At 66.4% G+C, this 20,763-nt stretch carries 21 protein-coding genes; 8 read left to right on the plus strand and 13 right to left on the minus strand.

Annotation, left to right across the window (positions count from 1 at the left end):
• The first annotated feature begins 311 nt into the window (after positions 1-311).
• Both ABD683_RS00725 and ABD683_RS00730 read left to right on the plus strand, forming a co-directional pair.
• A complete protein-coding gene (locus ABD683_RS00725; RefSeq protein ID WP_344766433.1) occupies positions 312-1,586 on the plus strand; it encodes an HNH endonuclease signature motif containing protein in 1,275 nt (424 codons plus the stop codon).
• A 105-nt stretch (positions 1,587-1,691) separates the two neighbouring features.
• On the plus strand, positions 1,692-2,090 hold the full coding sequence (locus tag ABD683_RS00730; protein WP_344766435.1) for a hypothetical protein: 399 nt from the start codon (positions 1,692-1,694) through the stop codon (positions 2,088-2,090).
• A 335-nt stretch (positions 2,091-2,425) separates the two neighbouring features.
• Here ABD683_RS00730 and era read toward each other — a convergent pair whose 3' ends face one another.
• The 6 genes from era to ABD683_RS00760 are packed head-to-tail and all read right to left on the minus strand — an operon-like array spanning position 2,426 to position 6,921.
• Positions 2,426-3,343, minus strand: a complete 918-nt coding sequence (gene era / locus ABD683_RS00735) for a GTPase Era (RefSeq protein WP_344766437.1) — start codon at positions 3,341-3,343, stop codon at positions 2,426-2,428.
• The gene (locus tag ABD683_RS00740; RefSeq protein WP_344766439.1) at positions 3,340-3,678 is read right to left on the minus strand and encodes a cytidine/deoxycytidylate deaminase family protein; all 339 of its coding nucleotides are present in this window, start codon (positions 3,676-3,678) and stop codon (positions 3,340-3,342) included. The genes era and ABD683_RS00740 overlap by 4 nt, the downstream gene beginning before the upstream one ends.
• Positions 3,665-4,948, minus strand: a complete 1,284-nt coding sequence (locus tag ABD683_RS00745; RefSeq protein ID WP_344766441.1) for a hemolysin family protein — start codon at positions 4,946-4,948, stop codon at positions 3,665-3,667. Before ABD683_RS00745 ends, ABD683_RS00740 begins: the two co-directional genes overlap by 14 nt.
• Complete coding sequence (gene ybeY / locus ABD683_RS00750) at positions 4,948-5,424, minus strand: rRNA maturation RNase YbeY (RefSeq protein ID WP_344766443.1); 477 nt, start codon at positions 5,422-5,424, stop codon at positions 4,948-4,950. Before ybeY ends, ABD683_RS00745 begins: the two co-directional genes overlap by 1 nt.
• A complete protein-coding gene (locus ABD683_RS00755; protein ID WP_344766445.1) occupies positions 5,402-6,397 on the minus strand; it encodes a PhoH family protein in 996 nt (331 codons plus the stop codon). The genes ybeY and ABD683_RS00755 overlap by 23 nt, the downstream gene beginning before the upstream one ends.
• Before the next feature lie 44 nt (positions 6,398-6,441).
• Complete coding sequence (locus ABD683_RS00760) at positions 6,442-6,921, minus strand: RrF2 family transcriptional regulator (protein WP_344766447.1); 480 nt, start codon at positions 6,919-6,921, stop codon at positions 6,442-6,444.
• A 90-nt stretch (positions 6,922-7,011) separates the two neighbouring features.
• Between ABD683_RS00760 and ABD683_RS00765 the strand changes: the two genes are divergently transcribed.
• On the plus strand, positions 7,012-7,746 hold the full coding sequence (locus ABD683_RS00765) for an SDR family oxidoreductase (RefSeq protein WP_344766449.1): 735 nt from the start codon (positions 7,012-7,014) through the stop codon (positions 7,744-7,746).
• Positions 7,747-7,751: 5 nt separating this feature from the next.
• On the opposite strand, the gene ABD683_RS00770 is transcribed toward ABD683_RS00765, so the two are convergent.
• From ABD683_RS00770 to hrcA, 3 genes are read right to left on the minus strand one after another with little or no spacing between them, the layout of a single operon-like run.
• Positions 7,752-8,102: an HIT domain-containing protein gene (locus tag ABD683_RS00770; protein WP_344766451.1), complete on the minus strand. Its 351-nt coding sequence runs from the start codon at positions 8,100-8,102 to the stop codon at positions 7,752-7,754.
• Positions 8,099-9,244 carry a molecular chaperone DnaJ gene (gene dnaJ / locus ABD683_RS00775; RefSeq protein ID WP_344766453.1) on the minus strand — a complete coding sequence of 382 codons (1,146 nt, stop codon included), beginning with the start codon at positions 9,242-9,244 and terminating at the stop codon, positions 8,099-8,101. Before dnaJ ends, ABD683_RS00770 begins: the two co-directional genes overlap by 4 nt.
• A 40-nt stretch (positions 9,245-9,284) precedes the next feature.
• Positions 9,285-10,301 carry a heat-inducible transcriptional repressor HrcA gene (hrcA, locus tag ABD683_RS00780; protein ID WP_344766455.1) on the minus strand — a complete coding sequence of 339 codons (1,017 nt, stop codon included), beginning with the start codon at positions 10,299-10,301 and terminating at the stop codon, positions 9,285-9,287.
• Positions 10,302-10,359: 58 nt separating this feature from the next.
• Between hrcA and ABD683_RS00785 the strand changes: the two genes are divergently transcribed.
• Positions 10,360-10,776 (plus strand): MBL fold metallo-hydrolase, encoded by a 417-nt coding sequence (locus ABD683_RS00785; RefSeq protein WP_344766457.1) that lies wholly within the window; start codon positions 10,360-10,362, stop codon positions 10,774-10,776.
• Positions 10,769-11,608, plus strand: coding sequence for a DUF3097 domain-containing protein (locus tag ABD683_RS00790; RefSeq protein ID WP_344766459.1), 840 nt, complete (start codon positions 10,769-10,771; stop codon positions 11,606-11,608). The genes ABD683_RS00785 and ABD683_RS00790 overlap by 8 nt, the downstream gene beginning before the upstream one ends.
• Before the next feature lie 112 nt (positions 11,609-11,720).
• On the opposite strand, the gene hemW is transcribed toward ABD683_RS00790, so the two are convergent.
• The 4 genes from hemW to lepA form a co-directional block, all read right to left on the minus strand.
• Complete coding sequence (hemW, locus tag ABD683_RS00795) at positions 11,721-12,911, minus strand: radical SAM family heme chaperone HemW (RefSeq protein ID WP_344766461.1); 1,191 nt, start codon at positions 12,909-12,911, stop codon at positions 11,721-11,723.
• A gap of 3 nt (positions 12,912-12,914) precedes the next feature.
• Complete coding sequence (locus ABD683_RS00800; protein WP_344766463.1) at positions 12,915-14,747, minus strand: AMP-dependent synthetase/ligase; 1,833 nt, start codon at positions 14,745-14,747, stop codon at positions 12,915-12,917.
• A 63-nt stretch (positions 14,748-14,810) separates the two neighbouring features.
• Positions 14,811-15,446, minus strand: coding sequence for an MOSC domain-containing protein (locus tag ABD683_RS00805; RefSeq protein ID WP_344766465.1), 636 nt, complete (start codon positions 15,444-15,446; stop codon positions 14,811-14,813).
• A 151-nt stretch (positions 15,447-15,597) separates the two neighbouring features.
• Entirely contained in the window at positions 15,598-17,451 is a 1,854-nt protein-coding gene (lepA, locus tag ABD683_RS00810) for a translation elongation factor 4 (protein WP_344766467.1), read from the minus strand.
• Between the two features lie 278 nt (positions 17,452-17,729).
• Here lepA and ABD683_RS00815 point away from each other — a divergent pair, with 278 nt between their 5' ends.
• From ABD683_RS00815 to ABD683_RS00825, 3 genes are read left to right on the plus strand one after another with little or no spacing between them, the layout of a single operon-like run.
• On the plus strand, positions 17,730-18,890 hold the full coding sequence (locus ABD683_RS00815) for an efflux RND transporter periplasmic adaptor subunit (RefSeq protein ID WP_344766469.1): 1,161 nt from the start codon (positions 17,730-17,732) through the stop codon (positions 18,888-18,890).
• Complete coding sequence (locus ABD683_RS00820) at positions 18,887-19,573, plus strand: ABC transporter ATP-binding protein (RefSeq protein WP_344766471.1); 687 nt, start codon at positions 18,887-18,889, stop codon at positions 19,571-19,573. Before ABD683_RS00815 ends, ABD683_RS00820 begins: the two co-directional genes overlap by 4 nt.
• Complete coding sequence (locus ABD683_RS00825; RefSeq protein ID WP_344766473.1) at positions 19,570-20,763, plus strand: ABC transporter permease; 1,194 nt, start codon at positions 19,570-19,572, stop codon at positions 20,761-20,763. Before ABD683_RS00820 ends, ABD683_RS00825 begins: the two co-directional genes overlap by 4 nt.

Here is a 20,763-nt window from a genome sequence, read left to right on the forward strand (position 1 = left end):
GTCGCCAGTCTGCCCCAGGCCCTCGCGGCGGGGTGTCACGTTGTCGCGGGGTTCGCCGTGAGGTCGGAAGGCTTGCCGCAGGAGGGCGCCGAGCTCAGTAGGTACTTCTGGACCATCGCCCCCGATGGGATGTTGGTTGGTGACACGCTGCGGCCTCCGTTCCGTGGTTCCACAAGCCCGAATCGTCCGGCGAGTTATCCACAGGTTTTCACTGTTATTTCAGTGAAATAGTTGGGTCATCCTCTTGCGTCCGGTGGGCGTTTCTGGATAGAATCGAACATACGTTCCAAAGACTGACCGGGGGGTCGAAGATGCTGATCGAGCAGCTTGAGTCGTTGACCGACGACCTCGCCACGTTCGAAGCATGGACACTCACCGGTTCTGAGGTTCGTGAGGTTGCGATCGCTCTGCAGAAGGCCCGCACCACCATGGATGCGGCCCTGGCCCGGGTGGCTGGTGCGGCCGAGGACATGGGTCTCGCCACAGATGACGGCGCCACCTCGACGACCGCGTGGTTGGCCAACCTGACCGGGATCCACAAGGGTGAGGCAGCCAGGCTCGTGGGCCTGTCGAAGGTGACGACCGAGCTGACGGGTGCTGCGTGGATGCGCGGTGACGTCACCACGGAGCAGGCGGGTGTGATCATGAAAGCCATCCACGCGCTTCCTGAGTGGGTTGGTGACGAAGAACGCGCCGACGCCGAACAACACCTGATTGAGCTGGCGGGTGAACACAACCTCGACGACCTCAAGAGGTTGGCCAACCACGTCATGGAGGTCATCGACCCCGACGGTGCCGACGAACTACTCGGCAAGAAGCTCCAGGCCGAAGAAGCCCGCGCGTGGGACGCCACCCGGTTGACGATGCGTCGTTGTGGTGATGGCACCACGGACGGCAGATTCAAGCTCCCCGACGCCGACGTCCTGCAGGCTGCGATCGAAGGGATCATCGCCCCCAGACGGTCCAGTCTGAACGAGACCCGCCACGGTGTGGATGACTTCAACGCCCTGCCCCGTGCCCAGCGGATGGGGCTCGCCTTTGCTGAGCTGATCACCCACCTGCCCACCGAGTCACTGCCCAAAGCCGGTGGACTGGCCGCCACCGTCGCGGTCACGGTCGACATCGATGACCTCCGCACCGGGCGTGGTGTTGCGACCAACACGTCAGGCACCACCATCAGCTCAACCAAAGCCCAGCGACTGGCGTGCAACGCGCACCTCGTCGCCCTGTACCTCGACTCCGAGTCCCGGGTCCTCGACCACGGCATGACCAAAAGGTTGTTCGACCGCCACCAAAGACTTGCACTCGCCGTCCGCGACGGTGGTTGCGTCTGGCCCGGCTGCGACAGACCACCCGCCTGGTGCGAAGCCCACCACCTGAACTTCTGGTCTGAACAGGGGTCCACAGACCTCGACAACGCGACCCTGTTCTGCCACTTCCACCACGTCAAGCTCCATGAGGGCGAGTGGACAGCCCGAATGGCAGCTGACGGAGTCATCGAAGTCATCCCACCCCGAAGAGTCGACCCCAACCAACAACCCAGACGCCACACCAGATTCACCAAACAACAACCCCGCGCCGCCTAAAGTCGGCGGAGCGTGAACACATGCCGGCTTGCCCAATGCAGCCAGCTTTGGGTAGAAGTTCGTGCAATCCCAGCCGCACACGCAGGCGGTGAGTACATTCGATCCATGAGCATCGCTCCGACCGAGCAACTACGGCCAGCAAGGCATGTTTGGGCATTGGGGGGTTTGACTGCTCTCGCGTTCGCGAGCATCGTCCAGTTCGCTTTGCAGGTCATCGGGCTCGCGTATTCGCTGCTGTTTGGGTTTCAGGGACTCGCAGACGAGTTGGGTGCGACCGAATTTACGTTCAACCGAGCGCGTGTCGCTCTCGTGCAAGATGTCTTGCCTTTGCTCCTGACCACGCTGGCTATCTCGGCCGCCTGCTCGTTCGTGATCGTTCGAAGGCATGGTTGGAGAGCAGTGATGGAGGAACGGGCAATAGCGCGAGCAGCAATTCTTCTCGTGCCCGCCTTCGTCATCGTAGGACTGCTCAGTACCGGCGTTGCCTATCTATGGTCCCGCTGAGATTCGGCACAAACCCGACTAGGTGTATTAGGAGTTTGCGGGCTTGCCGTCTGCCGTTGGTCCCTGCGGTCTACGGCCCGACGTGCGGGCGTTCGATCGCCAACGGTCCGATCGCCGTAGAAGGTACCCTGATCTGTGCGCATGTCGGGTCCAAGGCGGGACCGCCCCAAGCGGCACGGGCGTCGCCCGTGAGTGCCAGGCGTGGCGCTGGCCGGTCCACCGTACAGGCCCGGCATGTCGCGCGACTATCCGCATCTACCGCACTCAGGGCCTCACGTCACACTAGGTGTACCGGGAGTTTGCGGGCTTGCCGGCCTGCGGACACGGCACAAGCGCTAGAAGCCGAGCTTGCGGAGCTGCTTGGGGTCGCGCTGCCATTCCTTGGCGACCTTGACGTGGAGGTCGAGGTAGACCGGCGTTCCGAGGATCGCCTCGATCTGGGCGCGCGAGTTGGAGCCGATCTCCTTGAGACGGGCGCCCTGCTTGCCGATGATGATGCCCTTCTGGCTGTCGCGCTCGACGTAGACGTTGACGCGTACGTCGATCAGCGGCTTGTCCGCGGGGCGATCGGGCCTCGGCACCATCTCGTCGACCACGACGGCGATCGAGTGCGGCAGCTCGTCACGTACGCCCTCGAGCGCAGCCTCGCGGATGATCTCGGCGATCAGGGTCTCTTCGGGCTCGTCGGTCAGCTGGCCCTCGGGGTAGAGCGCAGGGCCCTCGGGCAACGTCTTGACCAGCAGCTCGGCGAGCAGGTCGACCTGCTCGCCGGAGACTGCCGACACCGGGATGATCTCCTGCCACTGCAGGCCCGCATCGGCGCCGGCCTGCTGGATCGACAGGAGGTGGTCGCGCAGCTTGTCACCCTTGACCAGGTCGGTCTTGGTGGCGATCGCGAACACCGGCTTGCGGCTGATCTGCGCCAGCTCGCGGATGAGGAACTTGTCGCCCTCGCCGACCGACTCGTTGGCCGGCAGGCACATGCCGATCGTGTCGACCTCGGACCACGTGGTGCGCACGAGCGCATTGAGGCGCTCGCCCAGCAGCGTGTGCGGCTTGTGCAGGCCCGGCGTGTCGATCAGCACGAGCTGACCGTCCTCGCGGTGCACCAGTCCGCGAATCGCATGACGCGTCGTCTGCGGCTTGGACGAGGTGATCGCGATCTTGCCGCCCACCAGCGCGTTGGTCAGCGTCGACTTGCCGGCGTTGGGCCGGCCGACGAAGCAGGCGAATCCGGAACGGAACGTGCTCACGTCACTCCCACGCGGATGACGTCACCGTCGGGATCGGCGATGTAGACGTTGATGCCGTGCCCGGACAGGTCACGTACGGCGGTGCCGTCGACGATCGGCTCGGGGTGCCGCTCGGCGACCAGTGCGGCCGCCTCGATGTCCTTGGAGCCGGACGACACTGCCATCGCGACGGCGAGGTCGAGGGCGTCGAAACGCATCGCGCCGAGGACCACGGTGGACGCGGCGTACGTACGGCCGTCCTGGTCTCGCACCGCCGCACCGTGCTGGGCGTTGGTGCGCGCCCTGGCTGAGCGCGCCAGCGTGATGAGCTTGGCGTCCTCGTCACTGAGAGTCATGGTCGTTCCCTTCCGCGGCTTCCAGCCGGCTGACCAGCACGCGGCCGATGCGGTTGCGTCGGCCGGTGGGTCCTTCGGCCTCAAACCGTAGGCCCTCCACCTCGACGACGCTCCCCCGGATCGGCACCTTGCCGAGGTGCTTGGCCATCAGGCCGCCCACCGAGTCGACGTCCTCGTCCTCGATCGGAATGCCGAACAGGTCCTCCAGGTCGTCGACCTCGAACCGCGAGCTGAGTCGCCACGACCCATCGGCGAGCTCCTCGTCCTCCTCGGGCTCGGAGTCGTACTCGTCGGTGATCTCGCCCACGATCTCCTCGAGGATGTCCTCGATCGTGACCATCCCCGACGTGCCGCCGAACTCGTCGACGACAATCGCGACGTGGGTGCGCTGCGCCTGCATCTCCTTGAGGAGGTCGTCGATCGGCTTGGTGTCGGGGACGTACAGCACCTCTCGGGCCAGTGACTCGATACGTTCGGTCGTCTCGGCGTCGTGGTTGTCGAAGACGCGCTTGGTGACGTCCTTCAGGTAGGCCATGCCGACGATGTCATCGAGGTTGTCCTCGATGACCGGCATGCGGGAGAAGCCGCTGCGCAGCGCCAGCGACATCGCCTGGCGGAGGGTCTTGTTCTTCTCGACGAACACCAGGTCCGTACGCGGCACCATCACCTCGCGGACGATCGTGTCGCCCAGCTCGAAGACGGACTGGATCATCTTGCCCTCTTCGGACTCGATGACCGAGCTGGCCGCGGCGAGGTCGACGAGCTCGCGGACCTCGACCTCGGAGGCGAACGGTCCCTCGCTGAATCCCTTGCCGGGTGTGACGGCGTTGCCCAACAGGATGAGCAGCTTGGGCAACGGACCCAGCAGCTTTGTCAGCGCGATCACGGGCAGCGTGGAGCGCAGGGCGATCGACTCCGCATGCTGGCGGCCGAGCGTACGAGGTCCGACACCGATCAGCACGAAGCTGACGACGACCATGATCGCCACCGCCACCGTGAACCGGGTCCAGAGCCCCTCGAGGTCGTCAGCGACGACCAACGCCACCAGCACGATGCTCGAGGTCTCGGCGAGCACACGCACGAGCAGCACCGAGTTGAGGTAGGGCGCGGGGTCCTGGAGGATCTGGACCAGCCGGGCCGCACCGCCACGACCTTCGTCCTCGAGCTCCTCGGCGCGCGCCTTGGAGAACGACGACAGTGCGGCGTCGACGCTGACCAGCAGGCCCGCAACCACCGCCAGCACGGCTGACACGACGATCGGCAGGACCATCAGGCGCTCTCGGGGTCGACGCCCTCGGCGGCCTGCTGCCATTCCAGGAGCACGCGGCCCTGGATGCCGAACATCTCCTTGTGCTCGGCAGGCTCGGCGTGGTCGTAGCCCAGCAGGTGCAGGATGCCGTGCACCGTCAGCAGGTTGACCTCGTCCTGCGTCGTGTGGCCGGCGGCGGGTGCCTGTTGCTCGGCGACCTGCGGGCAGAGCGCAATGTCGCCGAGGTAGCCCTCGGGGCTCTCCTCGCCCTCACGACCGGGCGTGAGCTCGTCCATGGGGAACGACAGGACGTCGGTCGGGCCGTCCTTGTCCATCCACTGCTTGTTGAGCACGGCAATGGTCTCGGGGTCGACGAGACGCAGGGTCAGCTCGGTCGCAGGGTGCAGACGCATCCGCCGCATGGTGAACCGGCAGAGTCGGGTCAGCGCGACGACGTCGACGTCTGCGCCGGACTCATTGAGTACGTCGACGTTCATGCGTCTCTGCACCCGCCTCGTACTCGCCGTAGGCGGCGACAATGCGACCGACGAGCTTGTGACGTACGACGTCTGACGCCGTGAGCACGGAGAAGTGGATGTCGCGGACGTCTTCGAGCACGTCCTGCACGATGCGCAGACCGCTCTTGGCGCTGCTCGGCAGATCGACCTGCGTCACGTCGCCGGTCACGACCATGCGCGAGCCGAAGCCGAGTCGGGTGAGGAACATCTTCATCTGCTCCGGCGTGGTGTTTTGCGCCTCGTCGAGGATGATGAACGCGTCGTTGAGGGTGCGACCGCGCATGTAGGCGAGCGGTGCGACCTCGATGACGCCCGAGGCCAACAGCTTGGGGATCGTCTCGGGGTCGATCATGTCGTGCAGCGCGTCGTAGAGAGGGCGGAGATAGGGGTCGATCTTTTCGCCGAGCGTGCCCGGCAGGAAGCCCAGGTGTTCACCGGCCTCGACCGCGGGGCGCGTGAGGATGATGCGGGTGACCTCTTTGGCCTGCAGGGCCTGCACGGCCTTGGCCATCGCCAGGTAGGTCTTGCCGGTGCCGGCAGGGCCGATGCCGAAGACGATGGTGTGCTTGTCGATCGCGTCGACGTACTTCTTCTGGTTGACCGTCTTGGGACGGATCGTGCGGCCACGGTTGGACAAGATGTTGAGGCTGAGGACCTCGGCGGGCTTCTCCTCCGTCTCGGTCTGCAGCATCGTGATGCTGCGCTCGACCGTCTCGGGGGTCAGGTGCTGGCCCGTACGCACGATGGTCACGAGCTCGTCGAGCAGGCGCTCGACCATGGCCGCCTCGGCCGGCGATCCGGTGACCGTGATCGTGTTTCCGCGCACGTGAATGCGCGCCTCGAAGGAATCTTCGATGAGGCGCAAGAATTCATCGGCAGGCCCGAGCAGGGAAACCGCCGGAACGCTCGACGGAATCGTGAACGTGTGGGCAGGTGCGGTGTCATCAGTCATGTGGCGTCAATCGTACGCAACGCGTGCGACCCCGCGCGAATTCCTCAGACGGCGGCACCCGAGAGCCACTGACGCACGGTGTCCCACGTGCCCGGCAGGTCGGCGTCGACCGTGGCCGAGAGATCGGCGATCGTGACCGACCGCAGGGAGTCGCGCCAGGCCCGCTCAGCCGCGGCCATGACCTTCGCGATGCCACATGGGACCTTGCATGCCTCACCGGTCGTGGGCAATGGACCCTGCTGCCGGATCTCGGTGCAACGAAATGCGGCCTCTGGACCGTCTATGGCACGGACGATGTCGTAGACCGTCACGTCCGTGCTCGGGCGCGACAGCTGGTAGCCGCCATCACGTCCTTCAACAGCATGGATGATCCCGGCTCGCGACATCGCCTGCATGTGCTTGGCGAGGTAGGTCCGTGAGACGCCGTGCAGCTCGGCCAGCTTGTTGACGGGAACGGGTTCGCTGGACGTGCTGAGCACGGTGCACGAGTGCAACGCCCATTCAACGCCCGCTGACATCTTCATGCACCCGACTATACCCGGACAAGAGTTATCTGAGTATGATCGGATCCACTCGGACAAAAGTTGTCTTAGTTACGGAAGAGGAGCTAGAACATGCGCATTGCAATTGCCGGGTCCACCGGCTTGGTCGGACGCAACGTCGTCGCAGCAGCAACCGCCGCCGGGTACGAGGTCGTGGGGCTGGCCCGCGAGAACGGTGTGGACCTGCTGAACCCCGAAGGCCTGGCCGAGCGCCTCGCCGGCGTCGACGCAGTCGTCGACGTCACCGCAAGCCCCGGGATCGACGGGGATGAGGCGCGGACGTTCTTCACCACCGTCGCCCGCAACCTCGGCGAGGCCGCGAACCAGGCAGGAGTCTCCCGCAGCGTCGTGCTCTCGATCATCGGGGTCGACACCATGCCCGACTACGGCTACTACGTGGCCAAGCTGGCACAGGAGCAGGTCGTCTCCGACGTCGCCCCCGGCGCTCGCATCCTCCGGGCCGCTCAGTTCCTCAACTTCCCGGCACAGATGCTGGAGTGGAACCGGCAGGGCGACACCGTCAGCCTGCCCGCCATGAAGACGCAGCCCGTGGCTGTCGAGGAGATCGCCAAGCTGCTGCTCGCCCTGGCTGACGGCAGCGAGACGCGTACACGCCTCGAGCTCGCCGGCCCGAAGGCGGAAGACCTCGCGGACCTGGTTCGTCAGGTCGCGGCACACCGCGGTGACGACGTGACGATCGAGACCTCCGTGCAGAGCGAGGCCATGGCGGCCGGCGCGTGCCTGCCGGGTCCCGATGCGGTGATCGCCGGACCCGACTTCGCCACCTGGCTCGCGGCGCAGGACTGAACGAGCTAGCCGGGGGGCCAGCCCATGGACCGGCCGGCCAGCACGTGTCCATGGCAGTGGAACACGGTCTGGTTGGCATCGGCCCCGGTGTTGAACACCAGGCGGTAGGTGCCGTTGCCCTCGGTGTCGGCGATCGCCCTGGCCTCGTGGAGCAGCGCGAGCGCGGCATCGGGGTCGGCCGCGGCCAGGCTGCCGATGTCGGGCTCGTGACGCTTGGGGATGACGAGCACGTGGGTCGGCGCCTGCGCGTTGATGTCGCGGAACGCGATCGTGTGCTCCGACTCGCGCACGATGTCGGCCGGTATGTCGCCCGCGACGATCTTGCAGAACAGGCAGTCGGGATCGGTGCTGGTCATTTGAACGCATCCTTGATCTTGCCGAAGACACCCTTGTGGTTGACACCCATCAGCGCCTCGGGCCGTTCTTCGTCGCGGAGCCTGGCGAGCTGTGCCAGCAGGTCGCGCTGCTCGTCGTCCAGGCGGGAAGGCGTCTCGACGATGACCTGCACGTTGAGGTCGCCACGTCCCGACCCGCGAAGGCGCGGCACCCCCTTGCCCTTGATCGTGATCGTGTCACCCGACTGCGTACCGGCGGCGACGTCGAGGGCGACGGTCCTGGCACCCTCGTCGGCGTCGGCGATGTCGGCCTCGAGCGTCGGCAGATCGAGGTGCGCACCGAGTGCAGCAGCGGTCATCGGCAATGTCACCTGGCAGAACAGCTGGTCACCCTTGCGGGTGAACATCGGGTGTCGCGTCACGTTGATCTCGAGGTAGAGGTCTCCGGCCGGTCCGCCACCGGGACCCACCTCGCCCTCGCCGGAGAGCTGGATGCGGGTGCCGTGGTCGACGCCCGGAGGGATCGAGACCGAGATGGAGCGACGCGAACGTACGCGACCCTCGCCGGCGCACTCGGCACACGGCTCGGGGATGACGGTGCCGAAGCCGTGGCACGTGGGGCACGGCCGGGACGTACGGATGTCACCGAGCAGCGAGCGCTGGACGTGCTGCACGTCTCCGTGGCCGTGGCACGTACGGCAGGTCACCGGCTCGGAGCCGGCCGCGGCACCGCTGCCGTTGCAGGTGCTGCAGGTGACCGCCGTGTCGACCTTGATCTCCTGCTCGACGCCGAACGCGGCCTCGGCGAGGTCGATCGTCAGACGCAGCAGCGCGTCCTGGCCGCGCTGCGTGCGCGGACGCGGTCCGCGGCCGGTGTTCTGGCCGAAGAACGCATCCATGATGTCGTCGAACGAGAACCCTTGGCCGAAACCGGACGGGCCGCCACCGCGCAACGGGTCGCCGCCACGATCGAACGTCGCGCGCTTCTGCGGATCGGAGAGTACCTCGTAGGCGACCGTGATCTCCTTGAAGCGTTCGGAGGCGTCAGGTGCATCGTTGACGTCGGGATGCAGCTGACGCGCCAGCTTGCGGTAGGCCTTCTTGAGCTCTTCCGCAGTCGCGTCGCGCCCGACGCCGAGTGTTGCGTAGTAGTCCTGTGCCATGAGTCCTGGGTTCTTTAGTGGGTTCAGTCTGTGTGGTGATTTAGGTGTCCGCCAGCGATCGCCCGACGTAGCGGGCGACGGCGCTCACGGCGGCCATGGTTGCGGGGTAGTCCATGCGAGTGGGTCCGACCGTGCCCAGTGTCGCGAGCGCCTGGTCGTCGGCGCCATAGGCGGTCGAGACCACGGCAGTGCCGACGAGGCTGTCGTTGCCGGTCTCGGCGCCGATGCGGACCGTCAGGCCCGAGGTCGCCTCGCCGAGCAGCTTGAGCAGCACCACCTGTTCTTCGATCGCCTCGAGCACCGGCCTGATCGCGGTGTCGAAGTCGCTGCCGAACCGTACGAGGTTGGCGGCGCCTCCGACGGCGATGCGCTCGTCGGAGCGCTCATTGGTGAAGGTCTGCGACAGGGTCGTGACGATCGCGGTGACGACGGGTCGGTCGTTGACGTCGAACGTCTCGATCATGTCGGCAAGTCGCAGCGACGCCTCGGGGAGCCGCTCGCCGAGCGTGGCCCGGCCGATGCGCGCGCGAAGATCGGACAGCAGCTGGTCGCTGGGGGTCTCGACGAGCTCGACGATGCGCTGCTCGACGCGTCCACTGCTGGTGATGACCACCAGGAGCACGCGTGAGCCCTCGAGCGCAACGACCTCGATGTGCCGGACGGTCGAACGGGTCAGCGAGGGGTATTGCACGATCGCGACCTGGTTGGTGAGCTGCGCGAGCACTCGTACGCTCCGCTGCACCACGTCGTCGACGTCGACCGCTCCGGTCAGGAACGTCTCGATCGCGCGGCGCTCAGCCGGCGACAGGGGCTTGACCGTGGCCAGCCGGTCGACGAACATCCGGTAGCCCTTGTCGGTCGGGATGCGACCTGCGCTGGTGTGGGGCTGGGTGATGTAGCCCTCGTCCTCCAGCGCGACCATGTCGTTGCGGATCGTGGCCGGCGAGACACCGAGATGGTGGCGTTCGACGAGCGAGCGGGAGCCCACGGGCTCCTGGGTCGCGACGTAGTCCTCGACGATGGCGCGGAGCACGTCGAGGCGTCGATCGTCAGACATGTCGCTCCTTCCGCGCGTCGCGTTGGCACTCCCCTGGGTCAAGTGCCAGTCTACTGATGTGACAGACAATGCCGAATCTCCATACGAGGTCAGCGGCACGGATCACACCCTGAGCTACTGGCCGCGTCGCGTCACGGTCGACGACGGCACCGAGCTCATCCACGAGTCCCTCGGCGGCACGCTGTCGTCGGTCTGGGCCGGCGACCTGGGTGACCAGTACGTCGAGGTGCTCCACGTCGGCGACGGCCCGAGCGGCGGTGAGCTCGTCCTCGTCGTACCCGGACTCGACACCATCGCGGTCGGTGACCTGTACGCGCCCAGCCCCGACGGCGCCACGCCGACGTGGGCGGAAGCCGTCGACCTGACCCTCGGACTCACTACTCTCACCACGACGATCCTCTCGAGCGCCGGCCCCGTCACACGGGACGAGCTCGAGGCCTTCCATCAACGACTTCTCGGGGTTCTGCATGGCTGACAGGTACGGCACCGACGTGCTCTCGGGCGACTGGCGCAGGCCGCCGCGTGGCCGCTCCGTCGAGGTGGTCGCCGAGCGCGGCATGGTCGTCGAGGACGCCACCACCGGCTTCGTCGGCGAGATCATGGTCGTCGAGAAGGATCTCGGCATGATGGTGCTCGAGGACCGCCGCAACACCCGCCGCTCGTTCCCGTTCGGCCCGGGCTTCCTGCTCGATGGAGCACCCGTCGTCCTACGCCCCTCCGCCGCCAAGGCACCCAAGACCAGCTACCGCACCGCCTCAGGCTCGATCATGGTCGAGAACACCCGCGCCCGTGTGGCCTTGCCGAGTCGCATCTACGTCGAGGGCCGTCACGACGCCGAGCTCGTCGAGAAGGTGTGGGGCGCCGACCTGCGGGTCGAGGGGGTCGCCGTGGAGTACCTCGGCGGCATCGACGACCTCGTCAGCGTCGTCGACGAGTTCGATCCCTCGTACGACCGCAGGCTCGGAGTGCTCGTCGACCACCTCGTACCGGGCTCCAAGGAGACCCGGCTCGCGCAGCAGGTGTCCGACCGTGAGCACGTCCTCGTCGTCGGCCACCCGTACGTCGACGTGTGGCAGTCGATCAAGCCCGACCGGCTGGGCCTCAGCGCCTGGCCCGTCATCCCGCGCGGCACCGACTGGAAGCACGGCATCTGCGAGGCACTCGGCTGGCCGCACGCCGACCAGGCCGACATCTCCCGCGCCTGGAAGCACCTGCTGAGTCGCGTCGACTCCTACGCCGACCTCGAGCCGTCCTTCCTCGGCCGGGTCGAAGAACTCATCGACTTTGTGACGACTGCGGGCGCCTAGCGCCCGAACGTCGTCGCACGCCAGGGCGAAGCCCGTGACGGGAACACGCCGAAGGCGTCGGACTCGGAGGCGTCGTGAGTTGTCCCGACAACGTGACGGTGCCGTCCTGCAGCTAGTCCACCAGTTCGCGAATGACCGCGTCGGCGAGGAGCCGGCCCCGGAGAGTGAGCACGAGGCGGTCGGCCGCGACATCGGCGAGCCCACGGGACACCAGGTCCGGTATGGTCACCGTCGCGCTCGGGCTGAGCGCATCGAGGCCGAGGCCGCCGCGAAGCCTGGTCTCGAGCATGATCCGCTCGACCCGAGCCGTCTCGGTGTCGATCGTCTCGCCGTCGTGACGCGGCGACTCCCCCGCCGCCAGCCGTTGCGCATATGCCGCAGGATGCTTCACGTTCCACCAGCGCTCGCCGTCGACGTGCGAGTGCGCTCCTGGCCCGATGCCCAGCCAGTTGTCGCTATGCCAGTACAGGACGTTGTGACGGCACTGCGAGGTCGCATCGCGCGCCCAGTTGGACAACTCGTACCAGCTGAGGCCCGCAGCGCCGAGCAGCTCGTCGGCGAGGAGATACTTGTCGGCGGTCTCGTCGTCGTCAGGCATCACCACCTCGCCGCGGTTGACCTTGCGCGCGAACGCCGTGCCCTGCTCGACGATCAGCGCGTACGCGCTCACGTGGTCGGGCTGCAGCGCAATCGCCTGCTCGACGCTCGTACGCCAGTCGTCCATCGACTCGCCCGGCGTGCCATAGATCAGGTCGACGCTGAGCTGGTCGAACCCGGCCTCGCGCGCCCATTTCACGGCTTGCGGCACGTTGGCAGGGTCGTGCGTACGGTCGAGCGTCGCCAACACGTGCGGCACCGCGGACTGGACGCCGAACGAGATGCGGTTGAAACCGCCCTCGCGCAGGGCTGCCAGTGACTCCGGCGTCACACTGTCGGGGTTGGCCTCCGTCGTCACCTCGACGCCGTCAGCCAGCCCGAACGTGTCACGCAGGGTGCTGAGCATGCGTACGAGGTCGGCCGCCGGCAGCTGCGTCGGCGTTCCCCCGCCGAAGAACACCGTCTCGGCCTCAGGCAGGTCGGAGAAGGCGCGGCGCTGCAGCCCGATCTCGCTGATCGCAGTGTCGGCGTACGACGCTCTCGTCGCTCCGTCACCCAGCTCGTCGGCGGTGTAGGTGTTGAAGTCGCAGTAGCCACAACGCACCGAGCAGAACGGGATGTGGACGTAGACGCCGAAGGCGGCCGGCGAAGGCTCAATGACGCCGAAGGGCCGATCACCTCGGGAGGTGATCGGCCCTGTCGTCATCTGCTAAGCGTAGAAGCCGTCAAGGATCGCCTTGTTGTTGGCTTCGACGACGTTGCGCTTGACCTTCATGCTGGGCGTGATCTCACCGTTCTCGACCGACAGGTCGTGGTCGAGGATCGCGAACTTCTTGATCGTCTCCCAGCGGTTGACCTTGGAGTTGAGCTCCTCGATCTGGCTCTCGATCAGGTCGTGGATCTCCTGGGAGCTGACGACCTCGGCGTACGACTTGCCGGCCATGCCGTTGTTGGCGGCCCACTCGGCGACTCCGTCGGGGTCGAGCGTGATCAGCGCGGAGCAGAAGTTGCGCTCGTTGCCGTGCACCAGGATCTGGCTGGTCAGCGAACTGATGCCCTTGAACATGCCCTCGATGTGCGGCGGAGCGACGTACTTGCCGCCCGATGTCTTGAAGAGCTCCTTCTTGCGACCCGTGATGTAGAGGAAGCCGTCCTCGTCGATGCGGCCCTCGTCGCCGGTGTGCAGCCAGCCGTCCTCGAGCGACGACGCGCTCTCGCCCTCGAGGTTGTGGTAGCCGCGCATGATGTGCGGGCCCTTGATCAGCACCTCGCCGTCGGCGGCGATGCGTGCTTCGCTGCCGGGGAACGGGAGGCCGACCGAGCCGAGCTTGAAGTTGTCGGGCTGGTTGACGAACGCGCCGGCCGACGTCTCGGTGAGGCCATAGCCCTCGAGGATCAGCACACCGGCCGCGTGGAACCACTCGGCGATGTCGGGCGACAGCGCCGCGGCGCCGGAGATGAAGAAGCGGACGCGGCCGCCGAAACGGTCACGGACCTTGGAGAACACCAGCTTGTCGGCGACGGCGTGCTGCGCCTTGAGCACCGGCGACACCGACTTGCCCGAGCGAACTGCCCGGGAGTATTCGATGCCGACCTTCTCCGCCCAGCGGAAGATCTTGAGCTTGGCTCCGCCCTCGGCCTCGGTCATGCCGACGATCCGGCCGTAGGCCTTCTCGAAGATGCGAGGCGCCGCACCCATGAACGTGGGCTTCACGATCGCGAGGTTGTCGACGATCTTGGGCACACGTCCGTCGATCGCGGTGGCGAAGCCGACCGCCAGCTGCGTCGTGAGGAGCACCTTGCCGAACGAGTGCGCCATCGGCAGCCAGAGGAACTGCAGGTCGTCGATGCTGAGGAACCCGCCGGCAACCATCACGGCACCTTCGTACGTCCAGCCGTCGTGGCTCAGGCGCACACCCTTGGGGCGCCCCGTCGTGCCCGAGGTGTAGATCAAGGTCGCGAGCGAGTCGCCCGTCGTCGCGGCGACTCGCTCCTCGATGACCGTGGGGTGGTCGAGGAGGTAGGCCTCGCCGGCCTTCTCGAGGTCGTCCAGGCCGATGACCCAGTCGCCGTCAGTCGTGCCGTCGAACACGACGACCTTGCTGATCGAGGGCAGCTCGGAGTGCTTCTCACGCAGTTTGGCAACCTGATCGTCGTCCTCGGCGAACACGATGCGGCTGTCGGAGTCGGCCAGGATGTAGGCGACGTCGTCGGACATCGTGCTGGGGTAGACCGTGGTGGTCGCGGCGCCGGCGGCGTTGATCGCGAGGTCGGCCAGGATCCACTCGAGACGCGTGCCGGAGGCGATCGCCACTCGCTGTTCGGGCTCGATGCCGAGCGAGACGAGTCCTGCGGCAAGGTTGGTCACCCGTACGCCGGTCTCGGCCCAGGTGAGCGAGTGCCACTTCTCGTTCTCGTCGGGGTAGCGGTAGGCCTCGTGGTTGCCCGATTCGTTGACGCGGTTGTAGAACATCGCGGCGACGCTGCGAGCACGATTGTTGACGATCTCAAGCTGTTCGGGGGTGGCAACTACGGCACTCATGAAAGTCCTTCACACGGGCATACTGACGGGATGTGGTGCGGATCACCCTAACCTACCCGCAGGTCACATGCTGAGGGCTTCGTAGCGTTCACCAAGACGTCTGCGGACAAATGGTTCGAGCCTCGGTTCGGCGCTCAGCGCCGGGAGCAGATGACGCTCGGTGGTGAGTGCGCGGAACAAGAAGTCGATCGTGATCTGGTGGTTGCGTTGTTCAACGATTTCTATCGTGTCACCTGCGGCGATGTCACCTTCTTCGATGACGCGGAAGTAGGCTCCCGGAAGGCCTCCCAGGGTGAATCGCTTGACCCACTGGGGCTCGTCGAGGAACCCCTGGAACACCGAGCACGGGATGCGTACACCGGACACTTCCAGCAGGGTCGTGCCGACCCGCCACCGGTCCCCCGCATGGACCGAGTTGAGGTCGATTCCCTGCGTCGTGAGGTTCTCGCCGAACTGCCCTGGCACGAGCTCGCGGCCGAGCTGATCGGCCCACGCGTCGAGGTCCTCGCGGGCGTACGCGTAGACCGCCTGGACCTCGGTGCCGTGGTTGACCAGATCGGCGATCTCGTCGTCACCCACACCCAGCGTATGGACACGTACCGGACCCTCGACGGGCCGCTTGTCGATCGCGGTGCGCTTGAGCTGCCCCCACGGGACGTCAACAGCGGTTCCGACATTGACCGACTCGACGATTGGCACATCGCCAAACGTAGCCGGGACCGGCGTCAGCATCCCAGGTTGGCGGTGAAGATTTCGGCAGCCAAGGCCATCCGAGAGCGGCATACCTCTTCCGAACGCGGGAAGTTTCCCCCGCCCGGACGGGGTTTACCACGCCGACGTGGTAAACCGCCTACTTCTTGGCGTCGTCGCCGGTGGAGAGGGCGGCGATGAACGCCTCCTGCGGGACTTCGACGCGGCCGACCATCTTCATGCGCTTCTTGCCCTCTTTTTGCTTCTCGAGCAGCTTGCGCTTGCGGCTGATGTCGCCGCCGTAGCACTTGGCGAGGACGTCCTTGCGGATCGCCCGGATGTTCTCGCGGGCGATCACGCGGGCACCGATGGCTGCTTGGATCGGCACCTCGAACTGCTGGCGTGGGATGAGCTCCTTGAGCTTCGAGGCCAGCGAGACGCCGTACGCGTACGAGTTGTCGCGGTGCACGATCGCGCTGAACGCGTCGACCACCTCTCCTTGAAGCAGGACATCGACCTTGACCAGGTCGGAGGCCTGCTCGCCGGTCGGTTCGTAGTCGAGCGAGGCGTAGCCCTTCGTACGGCTCTTGAGCGCGTCGAAGAAGTCGAACATGATCTCGCCCATGGGCAGGGTGTACTTGATCTCGACGCGGTCCTCCGACAGGTAGTCCATGCCGATGAGCTGTCCACGGCGTGCCTGGCAGAGCTCCATGATCGTGCCGATGTAGTCGGTCGGGCTGAGCACGGTGGCGCGTACGACTGGCTCGTAGACCTTGTCGATCTTGCCGTCGGGATACTCCGACGGGTTGGTGACGACGATCTCCTTGCCGTCCTCCATCTCCACCCGGTAGACGACGTTGGGCGAGGTAGAGATCAGCTCGAGGTTGAACTCACGCTCGAGGCGCTCACGCACGATCTCGAGGTGGAGCAGACCGAGGAAGCCGATGCGGAAACCGAAGCCCAGCGCTCCCGACGACTCGGGCTCGTAGACCAGCGCTGCGTCGTTGAGCTGGAGCTTCTCGAGGGCATCGCGCAGCGTCGGGTAGTCATCACCGTCGAGCGGGTAGAGCCCGGCGAACACCATCGGCACGGGGCTCTTGTAGCCACCGAGCGGTTCGGTGGCGCCGCGAATGTGTGAGGTGACGGTGTCACCGACGCGGGACTGGCGGACTTCCTTCACACCGGTGATCAGGTAGCCGACCTCACCGACCCCCAGATCGGCTGCCTTCACCGGTTCGGGCGAGATCACGCCGACCTCGAGCATCTCGTGCACGGCACCGGTCGACATCATCTTGATCTTGTCGCGGTGCGACAGCTTGCCGTCGAACACCCGGACGTACGTGACGACACCGCGATAGGTGTCGTAGACCGAGTCGAAGATCAGCGCCCGCGGCGGAGCATCGGGATCACCCTTGGGTGGCGGGATCTCGTCGACGATCAGGTTGAGGAGCTCCTCGACGCCCTGTCCCGTCTTGGCCGACACCCGCAGCACGTCGTCGGGGTTGCCGCCGATGATGCCGGCGATCTCCTCGGCGTACTTCTCGGGCTGGGCGCCCGGCAGGTCGATCTTGTTGAGGACCGGGATGATGTCGAGGTCGGCATCGATCGCGAGGTAGAGGTTGGCGAGCGTCTGCGCCTCGATGCCTTGTGCCGCATCGACGAGCAGGATGGCGCCTTCGCACGCCTCGAGGCTGCGGCTGACCTCGTAGGTGAAGTCGACGTGACCCGGCGTGTCGATCATGTTGAGGATGTAGACCTTGCCGGCGTCATCACCGCTGGACTTGGTGAACGGCATGCGTACGGCCTGGCTCTTGATCGTGATGCCGCGCTCGCGCTCGATGTCCATGCGATCGAGGTATTGCGCCTTCATGTCGCGACCGTCGACCACGCCGGTGTGCTGCAGCATGCGGTCGGCCAACGTCGACTTGCCGTGATCGATGTGCGCGATGATGCAGAAGTTGCGCAGGATCTGCGGATCGGTGGCCCCGGGCTGGGGTACGGGGCTGGTGCTCATGGTGCTCCCATTGTCCCATCTCACGGGGCAGGTCTCCCCATTGGCCGCCGATTGCGAGCGCGGCATCCGTGCCCGTCTGACACGGCCGAGGACTGAGGCGCACCGGGGTTGTGCGGCGAAGGACGAGAACACCGTCAGGCGGGATGCGGGGGCGTGCTCGTCGGTGGTGAATGGGGAGGCCTGCCCCCGGGGGGCAGGACAGGACACCCTTCACTCTCACAGGCGTCTGACAGGTCCAGCACACGATCCCCTCATGCGGCGACCCGAGCATCATCGCCATGCCCATGATCTTTCGGCGCCGCATCAGCGCGCTCAACCTGATACTCGCGGCCGTGCTGGTCGCACTCGCGGGAACCGGCTCGTGGCTCCTGTGGGGTCCAGACGGTGCGGCCGCCGACGCAGCCACCACCACGACCAAGGTCACCTCGACCGACGTGACGGCCACCGTCACGGCGTCGGGCACGGCCGCCGCCAAGACGGTGCGCGACGTGACGTTCGAGAGCGAGGGCACGGTCGACGACATCGAGGTGAAGGTCGGTGACACGGTCAAGAAGGGTGACACCCTCGCCACGGCCAGCAGCCCCGGTTCGGGTACGAAGGTGGCTTCGGCGCAGGCGTCCTACAACGCAGCACAGGCGAACTACTCCGCCGTCGTCAAGAAGACCAAGAAGGCCAGTGCCACCGACAAGAACCAGCAGCGCACCTCCGCGTACGCCCAGGTGGAGCAGGCACGACTGTCGCTCGTCGAGGCGCAGAACGCGTACGCGGGTCTCACCCTCAAGTCGCCGATCAACGGCACGGTCACCGCGGTCAACGGAACCGAGGGCGGCAGCACCACCGTCAGCGGCTCAGACGGTGCGTCGAGTGGATTCATCACGATCTCCAACCTGTCGAAGTTCGTCGTGACCGGGTCGTTCTCCGAGGCGGACGTGTCGAAGGTCAAGGTGGGCGACACCGCCTCGATCACGTTCAACGCGGTCGCTGGCCAGACGTTCACCGGCAAGGTGAGCGCGATCGACCTCACGGCGACGTCCACCGACGGCGTCACCAGCTACGGCGTCACGATCTCGATCGACAAGCCCCCGTCGAACCTGCGTGACGGGGCCACGGCGACCGTGACCGTCACGACGGCCAAGGCCGAAGGCGTCATCGCCGTACCGGCTTCCGCTGTCACCACGTCCAACGGCGTCTCGACGGTCAAGGTCGTCAAGAACGGCAAGAGCAAGGCCACGACGGTCACGATCGGCGTCGAGGGCGACACGTACACCGAGATCAAGAGCGGCTTGAAGGTCGGCGACACGATCGAGCTCGGCGCGGTCAGCAGCTCCTCCGGCAATGGCTCCCGGTTCCCGGGCGGTACGTTCCCCGGCGGCGGCGTGCAAGGCGGCGGCCCCGTCATCCGCATGGAGGGCCCTTCGATGAGCAGTGGCAAGGGATGAGCACCGTCATCGACCTGCGCGGCGTGTCGAAGGTCTACGGATCGGGTGATGCGGCCGTCACAGCTCTCAACGGCGTCGACCTCACGATCGGCCACGGGGAGTATGTCGCGATCATGGGTGCCTCGGGATCGGGCAAGTCGACCCTGATGAACATCATCGGTTGCCTCGACCTCGCCACGACCGGCAGCTACACGCTCGACGGGCACGACGTGTCGGACCTCGACGAGGACACGCTGGCGCTGGTGCGCAACCGCATGATCGGCTTCGTGTTCCAATCGTTCCACCTCATCTCGCGCATGACGGCACGCGCCAACGTCGAGATGCCACTGATCTACGGCGGCACGCCGGCCACGGAGCGTCGCGAGATCGGCGCGGAGCTGCTCGAGCTCGTCGGCCTGAGCGATCGCGCCGAGCACCGGCCCAACGCCCTGTCCGGCGGTCAGCAGCAGCGCGTCGCGATCGCACGCGCCCTGGCGATGAGTCCGTCGCTCCTGCTTGCCGACGAGCCGACCGGCAATCTCGACAGCACCTCGAGCCAGGACGTGATGGGACTCCTCGACGACCTCAACGCGCGTGGTCGCACGATCGTCCTCATCACGCACGAGCCTGACGTTGCGGCTCACGCATCCCGTGTCATCCGCGTCATGGACGGACGCGTCACCGAGGATGCGTACGCATTGTGAACCTCCTCGACACGTTGCGAGCCGCCTGGCAGGGCGTCACCGCCAACCTCATGCGCTCGGTGCTGACCACGCTCGGCATCCTCATCGGCGTCGCCGCCGTCATCGTGCTCGTGGCGGTCGGCAACGGCTCAGCCAAGGCCGTCGCCGATCAGATCGAATCGCTCGGCACCAACACCCTCACGGTCACAGCAGGGCGCGGCAGCTCGACCTTCACGCTGACGACCGACCTCGCGCGCCAGCTCACCGACAAGACCCTGGCCCCCGATGTCGCCAGCGTCTCCCCCACGACGACGACGTCCGGCACCGGGGCCGCCGACCAGAAGAGCACGACGATCCAGCAGGTGATCGGCACGTACCCGAGCTACTTCAAGGCGACCAACTCTCCCGTGTCGTCGGGTACGTACTTCACCAACGACGACGTGCTCAGCAACGCCAAGGTCGTCGTGCTCGGCAAGGCGACCGCGGAGGACCTGTTCCGTACTGCAGACGCCGCGGTCGGCAAGACCGTCATGATCGGTGCGACCAACTTCACGGTGGTCGGCATCCTCAAGGACCAGGGTTCTGAGGGACCCGGCAGCTCCGGCAGCATCGCGGTCGCGCCACTGTCGACGATCCAGGCATCGCTCGCCGGCTATGGCGCCTTGTCCTCGATCATCGTCGAGGCGTCCTCGTCAGACACCGTCGATGCGGCGCAGGCCCAGATCGAGACGGTGCTCAACAACGCCGGGCACGTCACCGACACCACCAACCTCCCCTACAACGTGCAGAACGCCTCCGCGCTCCTCGAGACACAGGAGGAGTCGGGCCGCACGTTCACGATCCTGCTCGGCGTCGTCGCCGGCATCAGCCTGCTGGTCGGCGGTCTCGGAATCACCAACATCATGTTGGTGACCGTCACCGAGCGGACGCGGGAGATCGGCGTGCGCAAGGCGCTCGGTGCGCCGCGGCGATCCATCCTCGGACAGTTCCTGGTCGAGTCGAGCCTGCTGAGCCTGGCCGGCGGCATCCTCGGCGTCGTCGTCGGGCTGATCGTCAGCCAGGTCACGATCATCGGCATCGAGCCGGTCGTCGTACCCGCCTCGGTCGCCGGCGCCCTCGTCGTCTGCCTGCTCATCGGCGTGTTCTTCGGCAGCTTCCCGGCGAACCGCGCTGCGGGATTGCGTCCCGTCGAAGCCCTCCGCCACGAATGA

It is taken from the genome of Aeromicrobium panaciterrae (assembly GCF_039537165.1).
In the GTDB taxonomy this organism is placed as follows: Bacteria; Actinomycetota; Actinomycetes; order Propionibacteriales; family Nocardioidaceae; genus Aeromicrobium; species Aeromicrobium panaciterrae.

What these genes read in the sequence shown, in the direction of transcription:
- ABD683_RS00725 (WP_344766433.1), top strand. Translation starts at nt 312, where the DNA reads ATGCTGATCGAGCAGCTTGAGTCGTTGACCGACGACCTCGCCACGTTC.
- ABD683_RS00730 (WP_344766435.1), top strand. Translation starts at nt 1,692, where the DNA reads ATGAGCATCGCTCCGACCGAGCAACTACGGCCAGCAAGGCATGTTTGG.
- ABD683_RS00740 (WP_344766439.1), bottom strand. Translation starts at nt 3,678, where the DNA reads ATGACTCTCAGTGACGAGGACGCCAAGCTCATCACGCTGGCGCGCTCA.
- ABD683_RS00745 (WP_344766441.1), bottom strand. Translation starts at nt 4,948, where the DNA reads ATGGTCCTGCCGATCGTCGTGTCAGCCGTGCTGGCGGTGGTTGCGGGC.
- ybeY (WP_344766443.1), bottom strand. Translation starts at nt 5,424, where the DNA reads ATGAACGTCGACGTACTCAATGAGTCCGGCGCAGACGTCGACGTCGTC.
- ABD683_RS00755 (WP_344766445.1), bottom strand. Translation starts at nt 6,397, where the DNA reads ATGACTGATGACACCGCACCTGCCCACACGTTCACGATTCCGTCGAGC.
- ABD683_RS00760 (WP_344766447.1), bottom strand. Translation starts at nt 6,921, where the DNA reads ATGAAGATGTCAGCGGGCGTTGAATGGGCGTTGCACTCGTGCACCGTG.
- ABD683_RS00765 (WP_344766449.1), top strand. Translation starts at nt 7,012, where the DNA reads ATGCGCATTGCAATTGCCGGGTCCACCGGCTTGGTCGGACGCAACGTC.
- ABD683_RS00770 (WP_344766451.1), bottom strand. Translation starts at nt 8,102, where the DNA reads ATGACCAGCACCGATCCCGACTGCCTGTTCTGCAAGATCGTCGCGGGC.
- dnaJ (WP_344766453.1), bottom strand. Translation starts at nt 9,244, where the DNA reads ATGGCACAGGACTACTACGCAACACTCGGCGTCGGGCGCGACGCGACT.
- hrcA (WP_344766455.1), bottom strand. Translation starts at nt 10,301, where the DNA reads ATGTCTGACGATCGACGCCTCGACGTGCTCCGCGCCATCGTCGAGGAC.
- ABD683_RS00790 (WP_344766459.1), top strand. Translation starts at nt 10,769, where the DNA reads ATGGCTGACAGGTACGGCACCGACGTGCTCTCGGGCGACTGGCGCAGG.
- hemW (WP_344766461.1), bottom strand. Translation starts at nt 12,911, where the DNA reads ATGACGACAGGGCCGATCACCTCCCGAGGTGATCGGCCCTTCGGCGTC.
- ABD683_RS00800 (WP_344766463.1), bottom strand. Translation starts at nt 14,747, where the DNA reads ATGAGTGCCGTAGTTGCCACCCCCGAACAGCTTGAGATCGTCAACAAT.
- lepA (WP_344766467.1), bottom strand. Translation starts at nt 17,451, where the DNA reads ATGAGCACCAGCCCCGTACCCCAGCCCGGGGCCACCGATCCGCAGATC.
- ABD683_RS00815 (WP_344766469.1), top strand. Translation starts at nt 17,730, where the DNA reads ATGCCCATGATCTTTCGGCGCCGCATCAGCGCGCTCAACCTGATACTC.
- ABD683_RS00820 (WP_344766471.1), top strand. Translation starts at nt 18,887, where the DNA reads ATGAGCACCGTCATCGACCTGCGCGGCGTGTCGAAGGTCTACGGATCG.